This window comes from Bradyrhizobium sp. IC3195 (assembly GCF_020193585.1).
In the GTDB taxonomy this organism is placed as follows: Bacteria; Pseudomonadota; Alphaproteobacteria; order Rhizobiales; family Xanthobacteraceae; genus Bradyrhizobium; species Bradyrhizobium yuanmingense.
Window position 1 is genome coordinate 69,969 of the sequence record NZ_JADYVG010000020.1, and the last position, 16,343, is coordinate 86,311.

The 16,343-nt window shown below is 58.6% G+C and carries 15 protein-coding genes and 1 pseudogene; 5 read left to right on the forward strand and 11 right to left on the reverse strand.

Annotated features, from left to right (window positions below):
• Nucleotides 1-276: 276 nt before the first annotated feature.
• Nucleotides 277-438, reverse strand: a complete 162-nt coding sequence (locus tag I6F09_RS28960; RefSeq protein ID WP_225189615.1) for a hypothetical protein — start codon at nt 436-438, stop codon at nt 277-279.
• Between the two features lie 1,110 nt (nt 439-1,548).
• On the opposite strand from I6F09_RS28960, the pseudogene I6F09_RS28965 reads away from it, so the two are divergent.
• From I6F09_RS28965 to I6F09_RS28975, 3 genes and pseudogenes are all read left to right on the forward strand, one after another.
• Nucleotides 1,549-2,096, forward strand: a pseudogene (locus I6F09_RS28965) (DUF2478 domain-containing protein).
• A gap of 172 nt (nt 2,097-2,268) precedes the next feature.
• Nucleotides 2,269-2,823 (forward strand): peroxiredoxin, encoded by a 555-nt coding sequence (locus I6F09_RS28970; protein ID WP_225129540.1) that lies wholly within the window; start codon nt 2,269-2,271, stop codon nt 2,821-2,823.
• Between the two features lie 6 nt (nt 2,824-2,829).
• Nucleotides 2,830-3,426, forward strand: a complete 597-nt coding sequence (locus tag I6F09_RS28975) for a carboxymuconolactone decarboxylase family protein (protein ID WP_225189616.1) — start codon at nt 2,830-2,832, stop codon at nt 3,424-3,426.
• A 190-nt stretch (nt 3,427-3,616) separates the two neighbouring features.
• Here the strand turns inward: I6F09_RS28975 and I6F09_RS28980 are convergent, their stop codons facing one another.
• From I6F09_RS28980 to nifH, 7 genes are all read right to left on the reverse strand, one after another.
• On the reverse strand, nt 3,617-3,913 hold the full coding sequence (locus I6F09_RS28980) for a ferredoxin family protein (RefSeq protein ID WP_027571403.1): 297 nt from the start codon (nt 3,911-3,913) through the stop codon (nt 3,617-3,619).
• A 38-nt stretch (nt 3,914-3,951) separates the two neighbouring features.
• Complete coding sequence (locus tag I6F09_RS28985; RefSeq protein WP_225144563.1) at nt 3,952-5,259, reverse strand: FAD-dependent oxidoreductase; 1,308 nt, start codon at nt 5,257-5,259, stop codon at nt 3,952-3,954.
• 11 nt (nt 5,260-5,270) lie between these two features.
• Nucleotides 5,271-6,383 carry an electron transfer flavoprotein subunit alpha/FixB family protein gene (locus I6F09_RS28990; RefSeq protein ID WP_225129546.1) on the reverse strand — a complete coding sequence of 371 codons (1,113 nt, stop codon included), beginning with the start codon at nt 6,381-6,383 and terminating at the stop codon, nt 5,271-5,273.
• Nucleotides 6,384-7,353: 970 nt separating this feature from the next.
• The gene (gene nifW, locus I6F09_RS28995) at nt 7,354-7,695 is read right to left on the reverse strand and encodes a nitrogenase stabilizing/protective protein NifW (protein ID WP_225129548.1); all 342 of its coding nucleotides are present in this window, start codon (nt 7,693-7,695) and stop codon (nt 7,354-7,356) included.
• Between the two features lie 474 nt (nt 7,696-8,169).
• Nucleotides 8,170-9,357 carry a homocitrate synthase gene (nifV, locus tag I6F09_RS29000; protein ID WP_225129642.1) on the reverse strand — a complete coding sequence of 396 codons (1,188 nt, stop codon included), beginning with the start codon at nt 9,355-9,357 and terminating at the stop codon, nt 8,170-8,172.
• A gap of 295 nt (nt 9,358-9,652) precedes the next feature.
• A complete protein-coding gene (locus I6F09_RS29005) occupies nt 9,653-10,444 on the reverse strand; it encodes a nitrogen fixation protein NifQ (RefSeq protein WP_225144562.1) in 792 nt (263 codons plus the stop codon).
• 148 nt (nt 10,445-10,592) lie between these two features.
• Nucleotides 10,593-11,477, reverse strand: coding sequence for a nitrogenase iron protein (nifH, locus tag I6F09_RS29010; RefSeq protein ID WP_027571409.1), 885 nt, complete (start codon nt 11,475-11,477; stop codon nt 10,593-10,595).
• A 410-nt stretch (nt 11,478-11,887) separates the two neighbouring features.
• On the opposite strand from nifH, the gene I6F09_RS29015 reads away from it, so the two are divergent.
• Nucleotides 11,888-12,046 (forward strand): hypothetical protein, encoded by a 159-nt coding sequence (locus I6F09_RS29015; protein WP_225129550.1) that lies wholly within the window; start codon nt 11,888-11,890, stop codon nt 12,044-12,046.
• 862 nt (nt 12,047-12,908) lie between these two features.
• Complete coding sequence (locus I6F09_RS29025) at nt 12,909-13,652, forward strand: OmpW family outer membrane protein (RefSeq protein ID WP_225129552.1); 744 nt, start codon at nt 12,909-12,911, stop codon at nt 13,650-13,652.
• Nucleotides 13,653-14,094: 442 nt separating this feature from the next.
• Here the strand turns inward: I6F09_RS29025 and I6F09_RS29030 are convergent, their stop codons facing one another.
• The 3 genes from I6F09_RS29030 to I6F09_RS29040 all read right to left on the reverse strand — a co-directional run bounded on the left by I6F09_RS29030 (nt 14,095) and on the right by I6F09_RS29040 (nt 16,300).
• Nucleotides 14,095-14,442, reverse strand: a complete 348-nt coding sequence (locus I6F09_RS29030) for a (2Fe-2S) ferredoxin domain-containing protein (RefSeq protein WP_225129554.1) — start codon at nt 14,440-14,442, stop codon at nt 14,095-14,097.
• Nucleotides 14,443-15,608: 1,166 nt separating this feature from the next.
• Entirely contained in the window at nt 15,609-16,082 is a 474-nt protein-coding gene (locus I6F09_RS29035; RefSeq protein ID WP_225189617.1) for a Rieske 2Fe-2S domain-containing protein, read from the reverse strand.
• Nucleotides 16,079-16,300: a hypothetical protein gene (locus tag I6F09_RS29040; RefSeq protein ID WP_225129557.1), complete on the reverse strand. Its 222-nt coding sequence runs from the start codon at nt 16,298-16,300 to the stop codon at nt 16,079-16,081. Before I6F09_RS29040 ends, I6F09_RS29035 begins: the two co-directional genes overlap by 4 nt.
• Nucleotides 16,301-16,343: the final 43 nt, after the last annotated feature.

The window sequence follows — 16,343 nt, forward strand, 5'->3', positions numbered from 1 at the left end:
GTTGTGATTAGCGAGGAAGATACCGCTGCCGCAGCGAAATCAGGCGATATCGCGGTCCAAGCTGGAGCATTTAGCAGGCTGCAATTGCGAGCCTCGAGTCCCAACGGTTCGTCGCTGACGCAAGAATTCCTTCGGAGCCTGTAAAAGTATCCAACTTGGGCAGCTCAATCCTGGGTCACCTCGCGTTGCAACAAAGGCCCGCGCGCCTGAGATGCGCCCGCGACCGGTGCGGCCAGGAAGACGTTCTCCCGTAGCTCGCGGGCACAGCATCTCATCTCACATCAGCCCTTTTTTCCAAGCGCCCCGCTGCCGACTTTCACCTCCGCGCACACCGGAAGGTGCGCCAAATCGGATGACATGGACTTGTGCATCATTGACGAGTTTTACGGCCGCATGTTCGCCAAAGCACCATCTCCAATGCAAGAGGCGATCGATCATCCTCAGCTTCCACTTCGTAGCTCCTGCATGTGCGGTTGGTGACGCGAGCGTCCAAAGCCCTACAATGACATGCGGCGATTTACGCCGAGTGGAGCCCGATACAAAGCCTCCTTCACCGCTAGACGCGCAGATATTCATTGAAGCGGCACGCGGATTGCTGGGCAGGGATCAACCAGTCGCGACGGCGGAGCCGGAGTTCCAATGAGGCTTATCCGATTCATCCTGATCGATCTAGCTTTGATGCTGCTCGCACCCGAGAATGCAGGGGCCACGACTATGGCGACCGGCGCAAACTTCAAATCGGCTAGCAACGCTGTGGGAGGCTTGATGCGGACTTCTGATCCCGAGCCAGTATTCAGCTCTGGCGCGAGCCGAAATCTTTCGAGCGTTCGCCATCGCATCTTTCCGCGGCCGAGCGACAGCGACTTGCGCTTGGCGGCGCGTTGTTAGGCCAGCCTAGGCTGCATTTGCTGGACGATCCACTCGTTGTGCTCGACCGCTCCGCCAAATGCGAGATCCTACCATTTCTCGAGCGCCTGCGGGAACAGCTCCCACTGCCGATGATCTACATCAGCCATGACATCGCTGTATCGAGCGTTTTTCCGATCATCTTGTCATGATGAAAGATGGCGTCATGACTGCGGCAGGGCCGCTCAATGTCGTTTAGAGCGATCCGGCGCTTGCCAGGCGCCGCGACGCGGCAGTCTGTCTTGATACCGTGGTCGGCGGCTACGGACGCTATGGGCTGATCATGCTCCGCCTAGAGGGGGCACGCCTTCTGATACCTGGAGTGCCGCTTAGACCGGGCGCGCAGCTGCGGCTCCGCATCGCAGCCGGCGACGTCAGCATTGCGTGTGAGCGCCCGCGTGCAAGCTCTATCCTCAACGTATTTCCGGCACGCACAAAGCCTCTGTTGCCGTTCGACGAGGCAGAGGTCACCTTCTTCTGACTGTTGAAATTGGCCGTTCTGGCGTAGCTCTTGGCGCGCATCACGCGCCGGTCCTTTGATGCGCTACGGCTCAGCGATGGAGCGGACGTATTCGCCGAGGTCGCTCGCGCCGTTCCGCTTGCGGCTGCCGAGCGGTGCTTGCAACACCCGCCACGACCCGCATGAGAACGTCGACAGCTATTCCCCGAAAAGAGAAACACATCAACAGGATCCCAGCCGTGATCGACGATCTGGATCAGATACGTCCGTATAGTGTGGGGGCAATTCGCTACCGCCCAAAAGACGATGCCGATAGGCTACTCGCCCAGTTCGCTCAGGATATCGCGCAGCAAGGCCTACGCTTCGGCGGCATCGTGCAGCGACACTCGCTGCGTGCAAATGTGACGCACGTCATGCTCACAATCGACGTTGCGACGGGACAAGAGATCTCGATCTCCCAGCCACTCAGCAGCGGAGGTCCTGTAATCTCGGTACAAATGCGCTTGCCAAGGCCGCAGCTGTCCTTTCCCAGGCACTTCGCAACAAGTTCGATCTTCTCATGACCAACAAATTCGCCAGACAAGAAGCAGCTGGCCGGGGCCTGCGCGCCGAATTCGTTGACGCGATCACCCGAGGTGTAGTCCTGACGGCCGTTCCGAAGAAATGCCTTGCCGACTGGCGACCCTTCAGCGCGGGCGTTGGCACGCTGCTGCCTTGTGATCGTAAATAGTTGGAGCGAAGCGCTTGGCTACTGATTTTTCAGAACTTAGCGCTGATCGACTCTCCAAGCGCGCGAGCATGCTCGTATCAAAGCCGCTGGAATCCACTCCCGAGAACGGATGGCATATAGTTTGCTTCAACAGTGAAATCACGATCTACAAAAGCAAATTTGTGAGGACAGCATGCTCGGAATTGGAAGTCAGTTGCCGCCGTTCGAAATCACAGGCGTGAAGCCCGGTTTTCAAGCGCAGGAAGAAGGAGGACAGAGTGCATTCGAGACACTGACCGAGGCGAGTTTTGCAGAAAAATGGAAGGTCATCTTCTTCTATCCCAAGGATTTTACCTTCGTCTGCCCGACAGAGATCGCTGAGTTTGCGCGGCTCTCCAAGGAATTCGCCGACCGCGATGCGATTGTACTCGGTGGTTCGACTGACAACGAGTTCTGCAAGCTCGCTTGGCGGCGTTCACATGTCGACCTGCACAATCTGCCAATCTGGCAGTTTGCAGACACAAAGGGAACGCTCGTCGATGGTCTTGGCGTGCGTTCACCTGAAGGGGTTGCTTATCGTTACACCTTTATTGTTGACCCCCAAAATACGATCCAGCACGTCTATGCGACCAATCTCAGTGTCGGGCGCAGTCCTAAGGACACGCTCCGCGTTTTGGACGCGCTGCAAACCGACGAGCTCTGTCCCTGCAACCGCGAAATCGGCGGCGAAACCTTGAAGGTTGCTTGAGGCAGCATGTCGTCGATCGAACAACTAAGCGACAGGATTCCAGATTTTGCGAAGGATGTCAGGCTTAACTTGACCTCCTTGGTGGCCGATGAGACGCTTTCGCCACAGCAAAAATACGGGCTGCTGCTGGCGAGCGCTATTGCCACCCGCAACGCAGCCCTGATTGCCGCGATCGAATCGGCTGCCGCCGCCGTGATGACATCTGTGGCGATCGCCGCAGCAAAAGCCGCAGCCTCCCTCATGGCAATGAACAACGTTTACTACCGCTTCGCTCACCTCGTTTCCAACTCGCAATACAAGACGATGCCGCCACGGCTGCGTATGAACATCATCGGCAATCCCGGCGTCGACAAGTCCGATTTCGAGCTGTGGTCGCTTGCGGTCTCGGCCATAAACGGCTGCGGTGCTTGCATCGATGCCCATGAGAAGACACTGAGAGCCGCGGGCGTCAGTTCCGAAGCGATCCAGACCGCCGTACGCTTTGCCGCGATCATGCAGTCAGTGGCGATCGCAATCGAGGCCGCTGGGCCCACCCCCCTCTCGGGCGAGGGGCTGATCCTTCTTCTGCCATACGATCGACTGCGTTGTGGCGCCACTCAGTGACGCCACAACGAGCCCTTTGTGGCTCCCGAACGAGCGGGACATCTGCAAATCATGTCTTGCGCAGCGTCCGCATGAAGAGCGTCTTGCTCGAATTCCAGGCGCCGTGCAACTGACGCGGAATGCGCCACACATGCGGTGAGATCCTATCGCCTAACCTCGGTCGCACCACGGCCCGCCCTTTTTTCCACCATCACCCAAACTTGAACAGCACTCCATATCCGCCGCGCGGATGGCTCCATTCGATGTCGCCGGTGGGCTCGGCGATCACGCGGCAGGTACCGCACTCGATGCAGCCGTCAACGGTTATCTCGACCTGGCCGTCGTCATTGAGCTCGTAGCATCGCGCGGGGCAGGCTTTCAAAAGTGCAAGTAGCTGCGGCGATGGCGTCGTGTGCGCACGGACCTTGACGTGAGGATGACCGATGTCGACAAGATAGCGGTTGTAATACAGCTTGTCTTCGACGCGCACTGGGGGTTCGACATTCATGCTTTGACCTTCCATTGTTAGCCTTCACGCTGTCCCGGTCAGCGCCAGGCCCGTGCAAAACGATAAGCATCGCCGAACAGACCTGTCCATGACCTCGCCTTGGCAAAGGATTTCAGGGTCGCCTTCTCCTTCTCAGCCTTGGGCGTACCATCGACGCGCACAAAGTTTTGCATCGCCTTGGAGATGAGCTGCGGATACGTGAGAAAGAAGTTTTGTGAGTGCGTATGCATCAGGGGCGGCAAATCCTTGTACTTCTTTAGATCTTTGATGACGAAGGAGTCGTCCAGCATCTTCTTGTAGATCGCCAGATTTGTTGCACTCATCGGCTCGCCGCGCGATTTCACCAGACCTATCGCTTCGGCGGCGATACGGCCGGAAGTCATCGCGAGATTGGAGCCCTCTCGATGAATGGCATTGTTGAGTTGGGCCGCATCGCCCACGACGACCCAGCCTTCGCCATAAAGCTGCGGGATCGACTTGTACCCGCCTTCAGGAATGAGATGCGCCGAATATTCCTTGACTTCGGACCCTGCTATCAGGGGCGCCACAGAAGGATGCCTCTTGAATTGATCGAGCAGGCCGTAGGGCGTCCCGCCCGTGCGCTGGAAGTCGGCAACGAGACAACCGATGCCGAGCGAAATGCACTCTTTGTTGGCATAGATGAAACCCATCCCTGTCATGCCGTGGGAAATGGTACCGGCCGCCTCGATCACGACGCCTTCATCGCCCTTGAGATTGAAGCGCGCCTCGATAGTCTCGCGAGGCAAGAAGTGCATCTCCTTCACCGCGAGCGCAACGTTATCGGGTCTCGGCCGCGCGCGCAGGCCCGCGCGCGTCCCGAGCAGGCCATTGACCCCCTCGGCCAGCACGACGACATCGGCATGTATTTCGCCGTCTCGGCGATCTGTACGAACACCGACGATTCTTTCACGCTCGTCCCGTACAAGCTCGGTGACGGTCGTCTCGCACAGCACGGTCGCGCCAGCCTCCCGCACCTTGGAAGAGAACCATTTGTCAAACTGGGCCCGTATAATCGTATACCGGTTCGGCCGTTCCTCGTTGAAGTCGTCTGAGCGGTAATGCATGCCGACATGGGAGCGATCGTCCATCATCCAGAACCGCTGCTCGATCAGATGACGTTCGAGCGGCGCCTCCTCTCGAAACTCGGGGACCAGCTTTTCCATCATGTCGGCATAGAGGATGGCGCCCTGCACATTCTTCGATCCGGGATATTCGCCCCGCTCGAGCTGCAGCACCTTCATGCCGCGTTTGGCCATGGTCAATGCCGCCGCATTGCCGGCCATACCGGCTCCGACCACGATCGCATCGAATCTCTCTTCAATCATCATCATCTCCTCTAGGCCGTCGCGATCCGGGCGCGCGAATTCGGCAAAAGCCGGGCGCGAAATGCGGCCGTGAGCGAGGGTAGCAATTGCATGGCGTCACTGACGATCGCGAGATGGGCGAAGTCGAAGATCGGAGCGTTCTTGTCAGTATTGACGGCGACGATCAGATCCGCGCCCTCCACACCAACCCGGTGCTGGATCGCGCCGGAAATGCCGGCGGCAATATAGAGCTTTGGCCGGATGGTCTTGCCCGTCTGGCCGATTTGCCGGTCAGACGTGACCCAGCCTTTTTGCACCAGAGGACGCGAGCAGCCATATTCAGCGCCAAGCAGCGTTGCGAGCTCGCGCACCAACCGAAAGTTCTCAGGCGATCCCAGTCCCAGACCGCCCGCAACCACGACATCGGCATAGGCCAAATTGGACGTTTCTGCATCGCGGTCGGGTAGGAACGACAATATTTTTGTGACAATATCGTCTTCGATAAGACCGAGCGGATGGACGATGATACGAGCGGCATCGCGTACGACGCGCTCAGGCATCGGCATGACCCGCGGGCGGACGGTTGCCATCTGCGGACGATAGTTCAAAGTATAGATTGTGCAGAGCAGCGAGCCGCCAAAGGTCGGACGCGTTGCCGCAAGCGAACCATCGGCGTCGACGTCCAGCGCGGTGCAGTCGGCAGTGAGCCCGGTCGACAGGGTCGTCGCCACGGAACCTGCGAGATCGCGACCGAGCGTCGTCGCCCCCAATAGCAGGATCTCGGGCTTGTATGTGTTGACGAGTTCGGTTAGCGCTTTTGTATAGGATTCGTTGCGGTAATCCGACAAAACATTGTCGCTCACGAGATAGGCCAGATCGGCGCCATAGCAAAAGGCATCAAGCGCGGCGTTACGTGTGTGCTGCCCCTCCGGACCGATAACGACAGCGGCAAGATTCACTTTTAGCCTGTCGGCAAGCCTGCGCCCCGCCCCCATGAGTTCCCAGGAAACCGGATGCACCTGGCCGCGCTCCAGCTCAACAAAGACCCAAACGTGTTTGTACGCCTTAAAGTGCTCCGGCAGTTCCTTTTTTGCTGCTGCGCGGCCGGCCGCCGCCGGCATGGCCGTTCTGGTGACATTGCTCATACTCAAAATTCCTCTCAAAGATAGGCGCGCCCGCGCCACAGGTCGCTTTTTAGCTTCGTTGACTGAAGATCACTTTTGGTCAGCAGGTGGCCGGTTGCTCTGCCCCATCAGCTTGGTCCGACCGGCCGCACAACAAGACCCGTCGTCGCGATAGACGTACCGGTCCGGCCGGATTTGGAGAGGTCTTCCACACTGGACCCTTGCGCGCCGGGTTCGACGAATGCGGCCGCGGTGATTCTGACCGGTCGCTTCCATGCCTGAGTTGGCGTGTCCGTTCGCTGCGCAATACCTGCGCCTCACTTTCGGCCCAGCGGCTCCACATTGACTGTGACGGCGAGGGCGATCCCCGCAACGCACCTGTCACGCAATCCATCCCGAGCCTCCAGCGCCGACAACCCGCATGCGCCGACCTTGGCCCTCTTCCTAACGTGCTGTCCGCCATGAGATGGATACAAATCTGAGCGGAATCGGGGGCCGATTTGATGGGGATGACGCTGTGCATACCCTCTCCAGGTGTAGCGCGAACGGGCGACTTATCCATTGACCACCATCTGACCGTCGATACGGAACTTCGATCGCGTCAAAGACCATTTCGAACGGACCTGCGCGATCGTAGGCCACGAGATGATGCCGCAGCGCTCGGCAGGCAGTAAAAGCAGCATCATGGGTCTCCTTCAATCTCATCTCGGACGACTAGCATCTGTCGGCAGCGATGATCATACCGGCAGGACAACAGCAAGTGTCGTACCAGTTGCAAAAACCCTTGAAAGTCAGTCGAAAGTAATGGTTTGGGAGACACTTGAAATAGCCGCTGATACCGTGGACACGACCAGTCCAGACATGGGTCGGGAATACGACAGGCGCCGCTCGGGTCGTGGTTGCAGAGAGTTGACCCGGATAAGGACGAAGGCTGCACATCGGGTTGCCATGGCGCCCCGCCGGCAAACCTTGCTTGCAGTGGACCGCGAGATCACTTCAGCTCGCTCAACGGGACAAAGGCAGCGGCCTTCTTAGGGTCTGCGACGGCATCCTTCAAAACCTTGAACACTCGCTGGTCGATCGGTGACGATGCCACGAAATCGGCATAGGCCTGCTCCAGCATCGCCTTGCACCGAGCTCTGATTTCCGGCTCGGCGGCACCAGCAAATTGCTCTTTGGCAAGATACTGTCCCATGCGCTTTAAGATGTGAAGGCGCGCGACATTCACGATCTTAGGGTCGTAATCGACGCCTAGCAGCGAAAAAAAATCCTCTGCCGACGAGGCCTTGCTGAGCCGAACCAGGATACCGGCTGCCGGGGATGAGTTGATCATCGAAACTTCTCCTTCAGATTAGCTCTGGACGGTCAATGAGATGGGGTTGCGCCTGTTGACTGCTGCCGTCCTGCCTCGCACAGCTGATGCGCACGCCACAGCCCGACTCCGGAAAGCGGTGCTCTCAACTTCGCTGCCCAGATCGGCGGGTCCGCCGGTGACGAAGCCAGTCCCGATGAAGATCCGGGATCAATGGCCAAACCACGATCTAGGTTGACGCTCGTCAGGACGGTCGTCGGACCGGAAATCAGCCGCGCGAGAAGATGCCGATTGGCAGTCCGGGGACGGCTCGTCATTGGGTAGGAGATCACAGCATGTATGGCGGAACGGGAACTAAGATTTGGAGGTGAGATCGCGCCAGGGATCTGACGTGCGAAAGCTGGGCGCCGCTTGCGCCATCAGCGACATGGGACACTGTCCTTGCGGCGCGTCGGTTTGCGAAGGGTCGACGCAAACGTTGCTGGGCACGGCTTTTCACGCGGGCTGGGTTGCCAAGCATCCGCACACGTCGCGCCAGATCGCCGCCACGGTTTCGCGCTCGACTGGCAGCTTGTGCTCGATCGCATACTTGCGGACTTGCGACAGGATCTGCCTGGCTTGATCGTCGCTGGCGACGAGCTGCAGTTCATCGAGTAACGCGGTGATCGCCGCAAGTCCGGAATGCTTGCCGAACACAAAGCGGTTGCAGCGGCCAAGCAAAACGGGATCAAGCGATTGATAGGTGCGTCGATCCTTCAAAAGGCCAGCGACATGAATGCCGGATTCGTGCGTAAATACATGCTGTCCGACGATCGCCTTGTTCATAGGAATCGCACGTGCGGCCGCGGCTGCTACCACCGTGGCGACGTTCTCGAGCTCCCGGAGTATGATGCCGGTCTCGCGCCCGTAGAGCTGCTTGAGTGCGACCGCGATTTCCTCGAGCGGTGCATTTCCGGCCCGCTCGCCCAGCCCGATGACGGTCACTGAGGCGTGGCTCGCGCCAGCCCTGATGGCGGAGAGCGTGTTCGCGGTTGCGAGTCCTAAATCATCGTGACCGTGAAATTCGAGTTCGAGATCGGTTGTCGCACGCAAATTTCCGACCAGCGCGTAGGTCGCGTCGGGATCGAGCACACTGAGCGTATCTGCAATACGAAAACGACGCGCGCCCGCGGCTTCTGCAGTCGCCATCAGCCTGATGAGAAAATCAATGTCGGCGCGGGAGGAGTCCTCACCACCGACGGCGACCTCAAGTCCGCGCTCACAGGCATAGCCTACCACTCGCTTCACCCGTTCTAGCGCCAGGTCGCGATGACCACCTAGCTTGGCCGCGATCTGAACATCGGAGGTCGGGATCGAGATATTGATCATGGACACCTTTGCTTCGATCGCCGCGTCGACGTCAGATTCCCGCATCCGGCACCAGCCTATGGTGGTCAGCGGAAGATCTGCTTCGACAATGGCGCGGATGGCGGCGATCTCCTCGTTGCCCATCGCCGGCGTTCCCGCTTCGATCTCCGTGACTCCGGCCCGCGCCAGCGCCTGCGCGATCGCCAGCTTTTCCTCTGTGGTGAACGCAACGCCAGGTGCCTGCTCGCCGTCGCGCAATGTCGTGTCGTTGAGCACGGTAGGCTTGGCGCGCACCTGGTCGGACCAGGACGATTTGGCGGCGGTGCTGGCGGCAATCACGCGAGAGCTCCTCATTGTTTGACCTACCTACGCTTCAGCAACCAGCATGCCAGCCTGCCATCCCGTCCAACCCATTGACGAATGACCCCTTCCGTCCTCGACCTTCTTGAGCAAATGAATTGTCGCAAATGCGACAGGTCATGAAGCGGACGCCTTGCCTGTTGCTACGCCGAGTTCGAACGTTAGCAATTGCGGCTCGCCAGGATGTGAGAATTGTCGCGGTCCACTTGGGCCCGCCGCCGCCTTGGACACATGGTCACTCGCTCACATCGAAGCGGCGTCGGCCGCGCCCTCAACCTCCCGCGCGACTTACCAAATCCGGCGAGTCTTTCTCGGATGACGGGGCGATAGCGGACGCTCCTGGCAGTTCAGATGGACAGTCTCCGGCAACGACCGGCCGAGCCGCCCGGAACAGAAGATCGCGCCGGCGCTCGGCCATCCGGCTCTCACCGCTTTCTTCGCCGAAGCACAGGTTGAAGTCGTCACATTGCTTGCACACAGGTGTTGTGCACATCACGAGCCCTTCATTCTCGCAAAGCATGCGGTAGAAGAAACGCTTCCAGCGCATATTGTTGACATTGCGCGCGGCGAGCGGCGCGAAATGGCGGCTCAGCAGCCGAGAGAGTTCGCCACGATTGCGCAAGCCGAGCGCTTCCCACAGGTGGTCTGGCTCAATGGCACGGCGCGCGATCATCGCAGCCAGCCAGCGGCCGATATCCCCTTCCGTCGAGCGTTGCTCGAGCAAGAGATCGCGCAAAATTGCGATCTCGTCGTCCTCCTCGCACTCGAAATCCGAGAGCTGCTCCGCGAGCTTGATCTCAAGCGAGGGAAAGTACTGCTCCAGCAAGGCCACCAGTTCAAGGCCGGACAGGCCAGCCTTCTCGGGAAGAGAGCCACCATCCATTGTGGCAGCCGCCAGGATAGACGCCAGGACATGGCGATCGAGATCGCTGTCAATGGTAATATCGGCATCTGTAGGAGGCACACCGGTGAGCATGCGATAGGTTGCAATTCCCCTGTGCATCTGGCTGTTGATATCAACGGCACAAGCAGCCGGCGACGGAAGGAAGTGCGCTTCGAACATAATTTTGCGGGTTTCCACAATGGTCAGGTTTGCGTGCCGCATCCTGGTTTTGATCAGGGTCGATCGTCAGAATGCCGGCCTCCCGGGATGGGCGGTGAGGGAGACCGGCATCCGTCGCGCGCCTTTACAAGGCCGCGACTCGCGACCTTTACGAGGCCGCGAGTTCGGCGGCGGTCTTGCCGATGATGGATTCATCCACGGGCTTCATGATGCCATGCTCCATCAGCATGTCCTCGAGCTCGTCCATGGAGATTGGGGTCGGGATGATGCCTTTGCCGCCATTGTTATGAACCTTGGTCGCAAGATTGCGATAGTGATCGGCCTGCTTGGAATCGGGTGCATATTCAAGCACCGTCATGCGGCGTAACTCGGCATGCTGCACCACGTTGTCGCGTGGCACGAAGTAGATCAGCTGAGTGCCTAGCTTCTTGGCCAACGCTTCCGCCAGTTCCAGCTCCTTGTCGGTCTGCCGCTCGTTGCAGATCAGACCGCCCAGCCGCACGCCGCCAGAGTTCGCGTATTTCAGGATGCCCTTGGAAATGTTGTTCGCAGCATACATCGCCATCATCTCACCGGACATCACGATATAGATTTCCTGCGCCTTGTTCTCGCGGATTGGCATCGCAAAACCACCGCAAACGACGTCGCCGAGCACGTCGTATGAGACATAGTCAATGTTCTCGTAGGCTCCGTTCTCCTCCAGGAAATTGATCGAGGTGATGACGCCGCGGCCGGCGCAGCCGACACCCGGCTCAGGACCACCGGACTCCACGCAGCGAATGTCCTTGTAGCCGACCTTCATTACGTCCTCGAGCTCGAGGTCCTCAACGCTGCCGGCGCTCGCTGCAAGGCTCAAAATCGTGTCTTGCGCCTTGGCGTGCAGAATCAAGCGGGTCGAGTCCGCTTTCGGATCGCACCCTACAATCAGAATTTTCTGACCCATCTCGGCCAGCGCCGCCAGCGTGTTCTGCGAAGTGGTCGACTTGCCGATGCCGCCCTTCCCGTAGAACGCGATTTGTCTCAGTGAAGACATGTTGCTCTCCATCAACCGATTTGCCAAAAGTTGCGCGCTTCTTGCGCGCGAGCTTGTTTCTCTCTCAGAAACGGGGGCACACGGGTTCGAGGGAAGGAGCGCATCGCTCGTGTTACGCGTCGGCGTGCACTCAGCCCTCACTCAGTGTTGCTGTCGCTTATTAGCAACCGCCGTGCCAACGCTTGACCGCGCTCCTTAAGCTTCTGATTACGTTTCTAAAAAACACCAGCCGGTGAGTGAGGCCTTGGCTATTTTGGATCTGACAGGATCTGCGCGACTGTCAGAAAACTAACAACGACCACAACAATCTACGCGAAAAGCCGATTTGGCGAGACCTGTTCCGATGCCTTCTGGTGTGGAACGGCACTTTGTCCTCTTCTCGCAAGCCGGGCGATCCTAGGACAGTGAATATGCCGGTCGGGCTCGAAACCTGGCGGACCAGCCGCGAGTGTTGCAAATACGGTACGGCGCTTGATGCGCTGACATTGGAGATGATCGGCAAGAAATTCGAATGGGCTCCCGAAAGCAGCCGCGCCATGCCAATCGTTCAGCTCAGCGCGCCTACATAGGTATGTCGTGGCGACAATCATCTTTTATCAGAAGCCCGGCTGCGCCACTAACGCGCGTCAGATTCAAGCTGAAGTCCGACGTGATCGCCCGAGACATCTTGAAAGATTCATGGGATGCGGAGAAATTGCGCGGCTTCTTCGGCAATGTGCCGGTCAAAGCCTGGTTCAACCGAGCTGCCCCCCGTATCAAGTCAGGCGAAGTCAATCCGATACTATCGACCCGGCAAGCGCGCTCGCATTGATGATAGTCGATCCGCTCCTGATACGACGACCGCTGATCGACGTAGACGGGGCACGATGTGCCGGACTCGATCATGAGCCCGTGCTGTCCCTGCTTGGCGGCAACACGCAAGATGATCTCGGCGGATGCTTGCACGAAGCAAACCGTACGCGTTGTCCGCAGACGTGAGAAACGGGCGGAGGGTACCCACCGCTATCAAGCGAGGCAGAGATGCCGTTTCCCACTTCCGGCTTCCTTCACCGGTAGTAAGCGACGGGACCTTCCCTGAGACGCTCGCACGAGTGACTGCTCCGTAAGGGGCATCGCCTCTATTGCGCTAGAATGCCGCGCTTCTCGCCTGTGTAGTGTGTGAGAGGCCGCCGCAGTTGCCGCCTTTATCGCGCATGACCTCCGCGGCACGGATTGGATCACAGCACCAAGGCGAGAAGCGGTTTCTTGAAGACATTCTGCTCTATTCAATTGAATAACGATCAGAACAGATCACAACGCTTCGCGGCCGTGATCCTTATGCAACTTAGCGGCATAATTGCGCTATGGCCGCTCCCATTTGATCGGTATCAAATCCTCCGCCATTCCCCAGTGTCACAGAGATCTCGCGCGGCTCTTCGCGCCGATTTTGGAATGGAGAATTCGATGAGAACAAGGACAGTTCTGACGAGGGCATCGCTCCTCGCGCTCGCGACCTCGTTGGCCAGCATCTCGGTACAGGCTGCGGATCTGGGTCGGACGCCGGTCTACTATAAAGCGCCTCCGATCGAACCCTTCAATCCATGGATGATCCGCCTGCGCGTGCTTGGCGTTTTGCCGGATACCGCAGGCAGCTCGGTCAGCATCGCCGGGGCCCCCTCGCTGTCCTCACCAAGTTCTGGCCTTTCGATCAGCGATCAAGCCGTACCCGAGCTCGACATCACCTATTTCTTCACAAAAAACGTTGCCGCCGAACTCATTCTCGGCGTGACCAGCCATCACATCAGCGGCAATGGCGCGCTCACTGGCCTCGATATCGGCAAAGCCTGGCTGTTGCCGCCAACACTGACCCTGCAATATCACTTCACCGAATTCGGCGCGCTCAAACCCTATATCGGTGCGGGCATCAACTACACCGCATTCTTCAACCAATCGGCAGCCAATACGTCGCCCGCCGGTCTTGCGGTGACGGATTTGCACATCAGCAACCAATTCGGCGCGGCGGTCCAATTCGGCTTCGATTACATGCTTGATCGTCACTGGGGCCTCAACTTTGACGTGAAGAAGCTGTGGCTGCGGCCGGAGTACTCCGCGACCGTAAACAATGCGATTGCCGTCACCGGGCGCGCCAATATCGATCCATGGCTCGTCAGCGGCGGCGTCACTTACAGGTTCTGACGCTAGAACAGGAGCAGAATGGGGAATCCGTTTGATCATTCCGGACGTACGAGCTCATCGAGCGCGTCCCCTAACCTCACCGCTGTGCAAGCAGGGAGCGAGATGACGCGTCAAGGACGCGTCATCTCACGAGAAGCGGGGAGCCATTCGCAGCATTGCTCTCGCTGTAAGCTACGGATCGCGCGGCATGGAGTGACGGTACACAAACAGATCGACCCAGCATGTGTTCATATTCTTGTTCGCGTTGCAAAAGGCGCCATTTGCCGATCGGCCCGGAGAAAAAAGGCAACACCCGCGCCGAGGTCAATGACCTGCTGTTCGCAGACCCAGAGCGTGAGGCCTCCGCTCAACCTCAGACGATCCTAGCTCCGGGCGGCCAGCTCATGGACTGACAAGCCGTCCATGCTTGCTAGCCCGGGCACGTGGCCGCTGGGCGAAGCCTCTAGCTTCGCTTTAGCACCATCACAAGGCGGTCGACACGTTTGCCCTGCTTGAGGTGGGAGTTTACGATTTCGTCAACGTCCTCAGGCGTGGTCGCGCGATACCACACTCCATCGGGATAGACTACCATCAAGGGACCAGCGTTACAAAAGCCAAGGCAGCCTGCCATCGTGAAGCCAATATCGTTGAGGCCTTGCGCTTCGACCGCCTTGCTCATTCGATCCCACAGGGCTTGCGCGCCAAAGGCGCCACAGCTGCCGTGCGGATGAGTTGGCGGACGCTGCATGTTGCAGGCAAAGACATGATGCCTATAAAGTTGAGGAAGTTCGAATTCGGCTTCTGAGTTCATGCGCCTGTCCTGTGATCAATGGGCTTCATCTGAAAAGATGACAAGGTGCGAGCACGTCGCTCCCACAATCTCTTACGATTAAACGCTGCATCGAAGACTTTGATGCTACTGATTCCCACTCGCGCTTGCCAATGCTGGCGAAATGAGCGGGTGCCATAGTGGTTGTCATCGCTGAAGATCAGCGATAGACACCTTCGCGTCCGGATCAGCCTCTTTGATCAATTCCAACGTCTTCTGCCATCATCGCGACCTTTTTACTCCCGCATCACTTGCTCATCATTCAACTTCTCCAAAGCAAGTTGCACACCAGATGCGTAACGTTCGTTTGTCCAACGATCCCTTCCTTTTCGCGGCGCGACTCACAATTATTGCGCAGGTTGCGACAACGTCGTTCGCTTCTGTTTCGGACACGACAAAACTCGCATAGCATTTGACCTCCCGCCTCGGCCTGCTGCTGTGTTCCGTCGCTGCCGATCTATCGTTTGCTCAACAGATAGCGCCTGTCGCAAGAGCCCAACGAGACAGCGATGATTGCTGAGCCACCTTTGAGGCTGCAGACCAAGCCGGCCGCAATCCCGATTGGCAGGAACGTTAAACCGGCAACGCAGCGGCCCGCAGGCTTCCCACGATACACGTCAAGACGCGCTTGCAGCGGCAAATTTGCGACGAACAACGAGCACCTGCTCACATGCATTTGCTCCTAACGGGTCCTAGCTGACATCCGCTAAGGGCCTCGCACGAACGGAGTGGCATGGCAGTTGCAGCGCAGGCAATAACGCCAGCTGCGTCCGCCGGCCAAAGAGTTTTGACACAGGATCGTCATTCCTCCTCCCCAAACGGTCCTGTCAGTCTGGGCCCCACATTCTCCCAGCCCAGACGATGCCCTCGGCGAACTTCCAGCCGCCGGGGGCATTTCCCTCTCCAACATATCGCCTGCAGTAGGAAGCATGTCCTGCCTGCCCGCTCGATTTGGCGAGCTAGTGCAAGGGCAGCTTCTTGGTGCGACGGAGGTCGCGGAGTGGCAGGGCCGCAATCCGCGCAAGGTGCCCGTTTTGTCTCACAAATCAACAGCCGTGACACGCATCTGCCAACGCTCACGAGTACGACGGCTTCATCCGACGGCAAGGCGCCTCAAGCAGCTTGAGCATAACAAAGCGATAGGCCCGTTAGTCCGGATGGATCGTGATATCCATGGTTTCGTCGCTGTCCGCGAACGGGTCGGCAGACCGATCGTCCTCCAGCAGCCTGACGCCGCACAGGCAGACGTCACCTTCGATCACGGCGAGCGGTACCGGCTCAAGCGATTGTCCATCGCAGGGGCCGTCGATGCACATCCCAGTGTCGATCTCGAATCTTGCGCCGTGCCGGCCGCATCTGAGAAAGGAACGGTCTGACGAGAAAAACGCACCGGTGCCGATGTTAAGCCAGACGCTCTCATGCGGACAACGATTGACGTAACAAAAATAGTCGTTGCCGAAGGTGCGCACCACAATAATTGGAAACGGGCGGCTCTCGCCCCTATCATCGATCCGCGACAGGCTGAAGCCCATGGCCCCACTCCGCTCGAGGGCATCGGCCGGGCAGACGGCAAAAACCTCGGTCTTATCGCTCATCAGGTCGCCGATTATCGGTTCGCTCATCCCGGCCTCGCAGTTTCCTGCTTGAAGGCTTCGATCGCAGTCCGGCTCAGCCGAAAAATCCCGCGGCCACGAGCGAGCGGCCGATAAGCCGAGCTGGCACGGGCGTTCAGGACATCAAACCATTGGATCGGCGTGAGCTTCGCCGGACGCTCACTGATCTGGATCACCCTCCCGTCCGGACCGAAGCGGACGTGGATGATGACTTCTTGCGAGCTCATACCGATCACCTGTTTTGGCAACTCTAAGGATCCCGACCGTACA

What these genes read in the sequence shown, in the direction of transcription:
- nifW (WP_225129548.1), bottom strand. Translation starts at nt 7,695, where the DNA reads ATGATCAACTCATCCCCGGCAGCCGGTATCCTGGTTCGGCTCAGCAAG.
- I6F09_RS29040 (WP_225129557.1), bottom strand. Translation starts at nt 16,300, where the DNA reads ATGAGCTCGCAAGAAGTCATCATCCACGTCCGCTTCGGTCCGGACGGG.
- I6F09_RS29030 (WP_225129554.1), bottom strand. Translation starts at nt 14,442, where the DNA reads ATGAACTCAGAAGCCGAATTCGAACTTCCTCAACTTTATAGGCATCAT.
- I6F09_RS28960 (WP_225189615.1), bottom strand. Translation starts at nt 438, where the DNA reads ATGATCGATCGCCTCTTGCATTGGAGATGGTGCTTTGGCGAACATGCG.
- I6F09_RS28980 (WP_027571403.1), bottom strand. Translation starts at nt 3,913, where the DNA reads ATGAATGTCGAACCCCCAGTGCGCGTCGAAGACAAGCTGTATTACAAC.
- I6F09_RS28985 (WP_225144563.1), bottom strand. Translation starts at nt 5,259, where the DNA reads ATGATTGAAGAGAGATTCGATGCGATCGTGGTCGGAGCCGGTATGGCC.
- I6F09_RS28970 (WP_225129540.1), top strand. Translation starts at nt 2,269, where the DNA reads ATGCTCGGAATTGGAAGTCAGTTGCCGCCGTTCGAAATCACAGGCGTG.
- I6F09_RS29015 (WP_225129550.1), top strand. Translation starts at nt 11,888, where the DNA reads ATGCCGGTCGGGCTCGAAACCTGGCGGACCAGCCGCGAGTGTTGCAAA.
- I6F09_RS29035 (WP_225189617.1), bottom strand. Translation starts at nt 16,082, where the DNA reads ATGAGCGAACCGATAATCGGCGACCTGATGAGCGATAAGACCGAGGTT.
- I6F09_RS29025 (WP_225129552.1), top strand. Translation starts at nt 12,909, where the DNA reads ATGGAGAATTCGATGAGAACAAGGACAGTTCTGACGAGGGCATCGCTC.
- I6F09_RS29005 (WP_225144562.1), bottom strand. Translation starts at nt 10,444, where the DNA reads ATGTTCGAAGCGCACTTCCTTCCGTCGCCGGCTGCTTGTGCCGTTGAT.
- nifH (WP_027571409.1), bottom strand. Translation starts at nt 11,477, where the DNA reads ATGTCTTCACTGAGACAAATCGCGTTCTACGGGAAGGGCGGCATCGGC.
- I6F09_RS28990 (WP_225129546.1), bottom strand. Translation starts at nt 6,383, where the DNA reads ATGAGCAATGTCACCAGAACGGCCATGCCGGCGGCGGCCGGCCGCGCA.
- I6F09_RS28975 (WP_225189616.1), top strand. Translation starts at nt 2,830, where the DNA reads ATGTCGTCGATCGAACAACTAAGCGACAGGATTCCAGATTTTGCGAAG.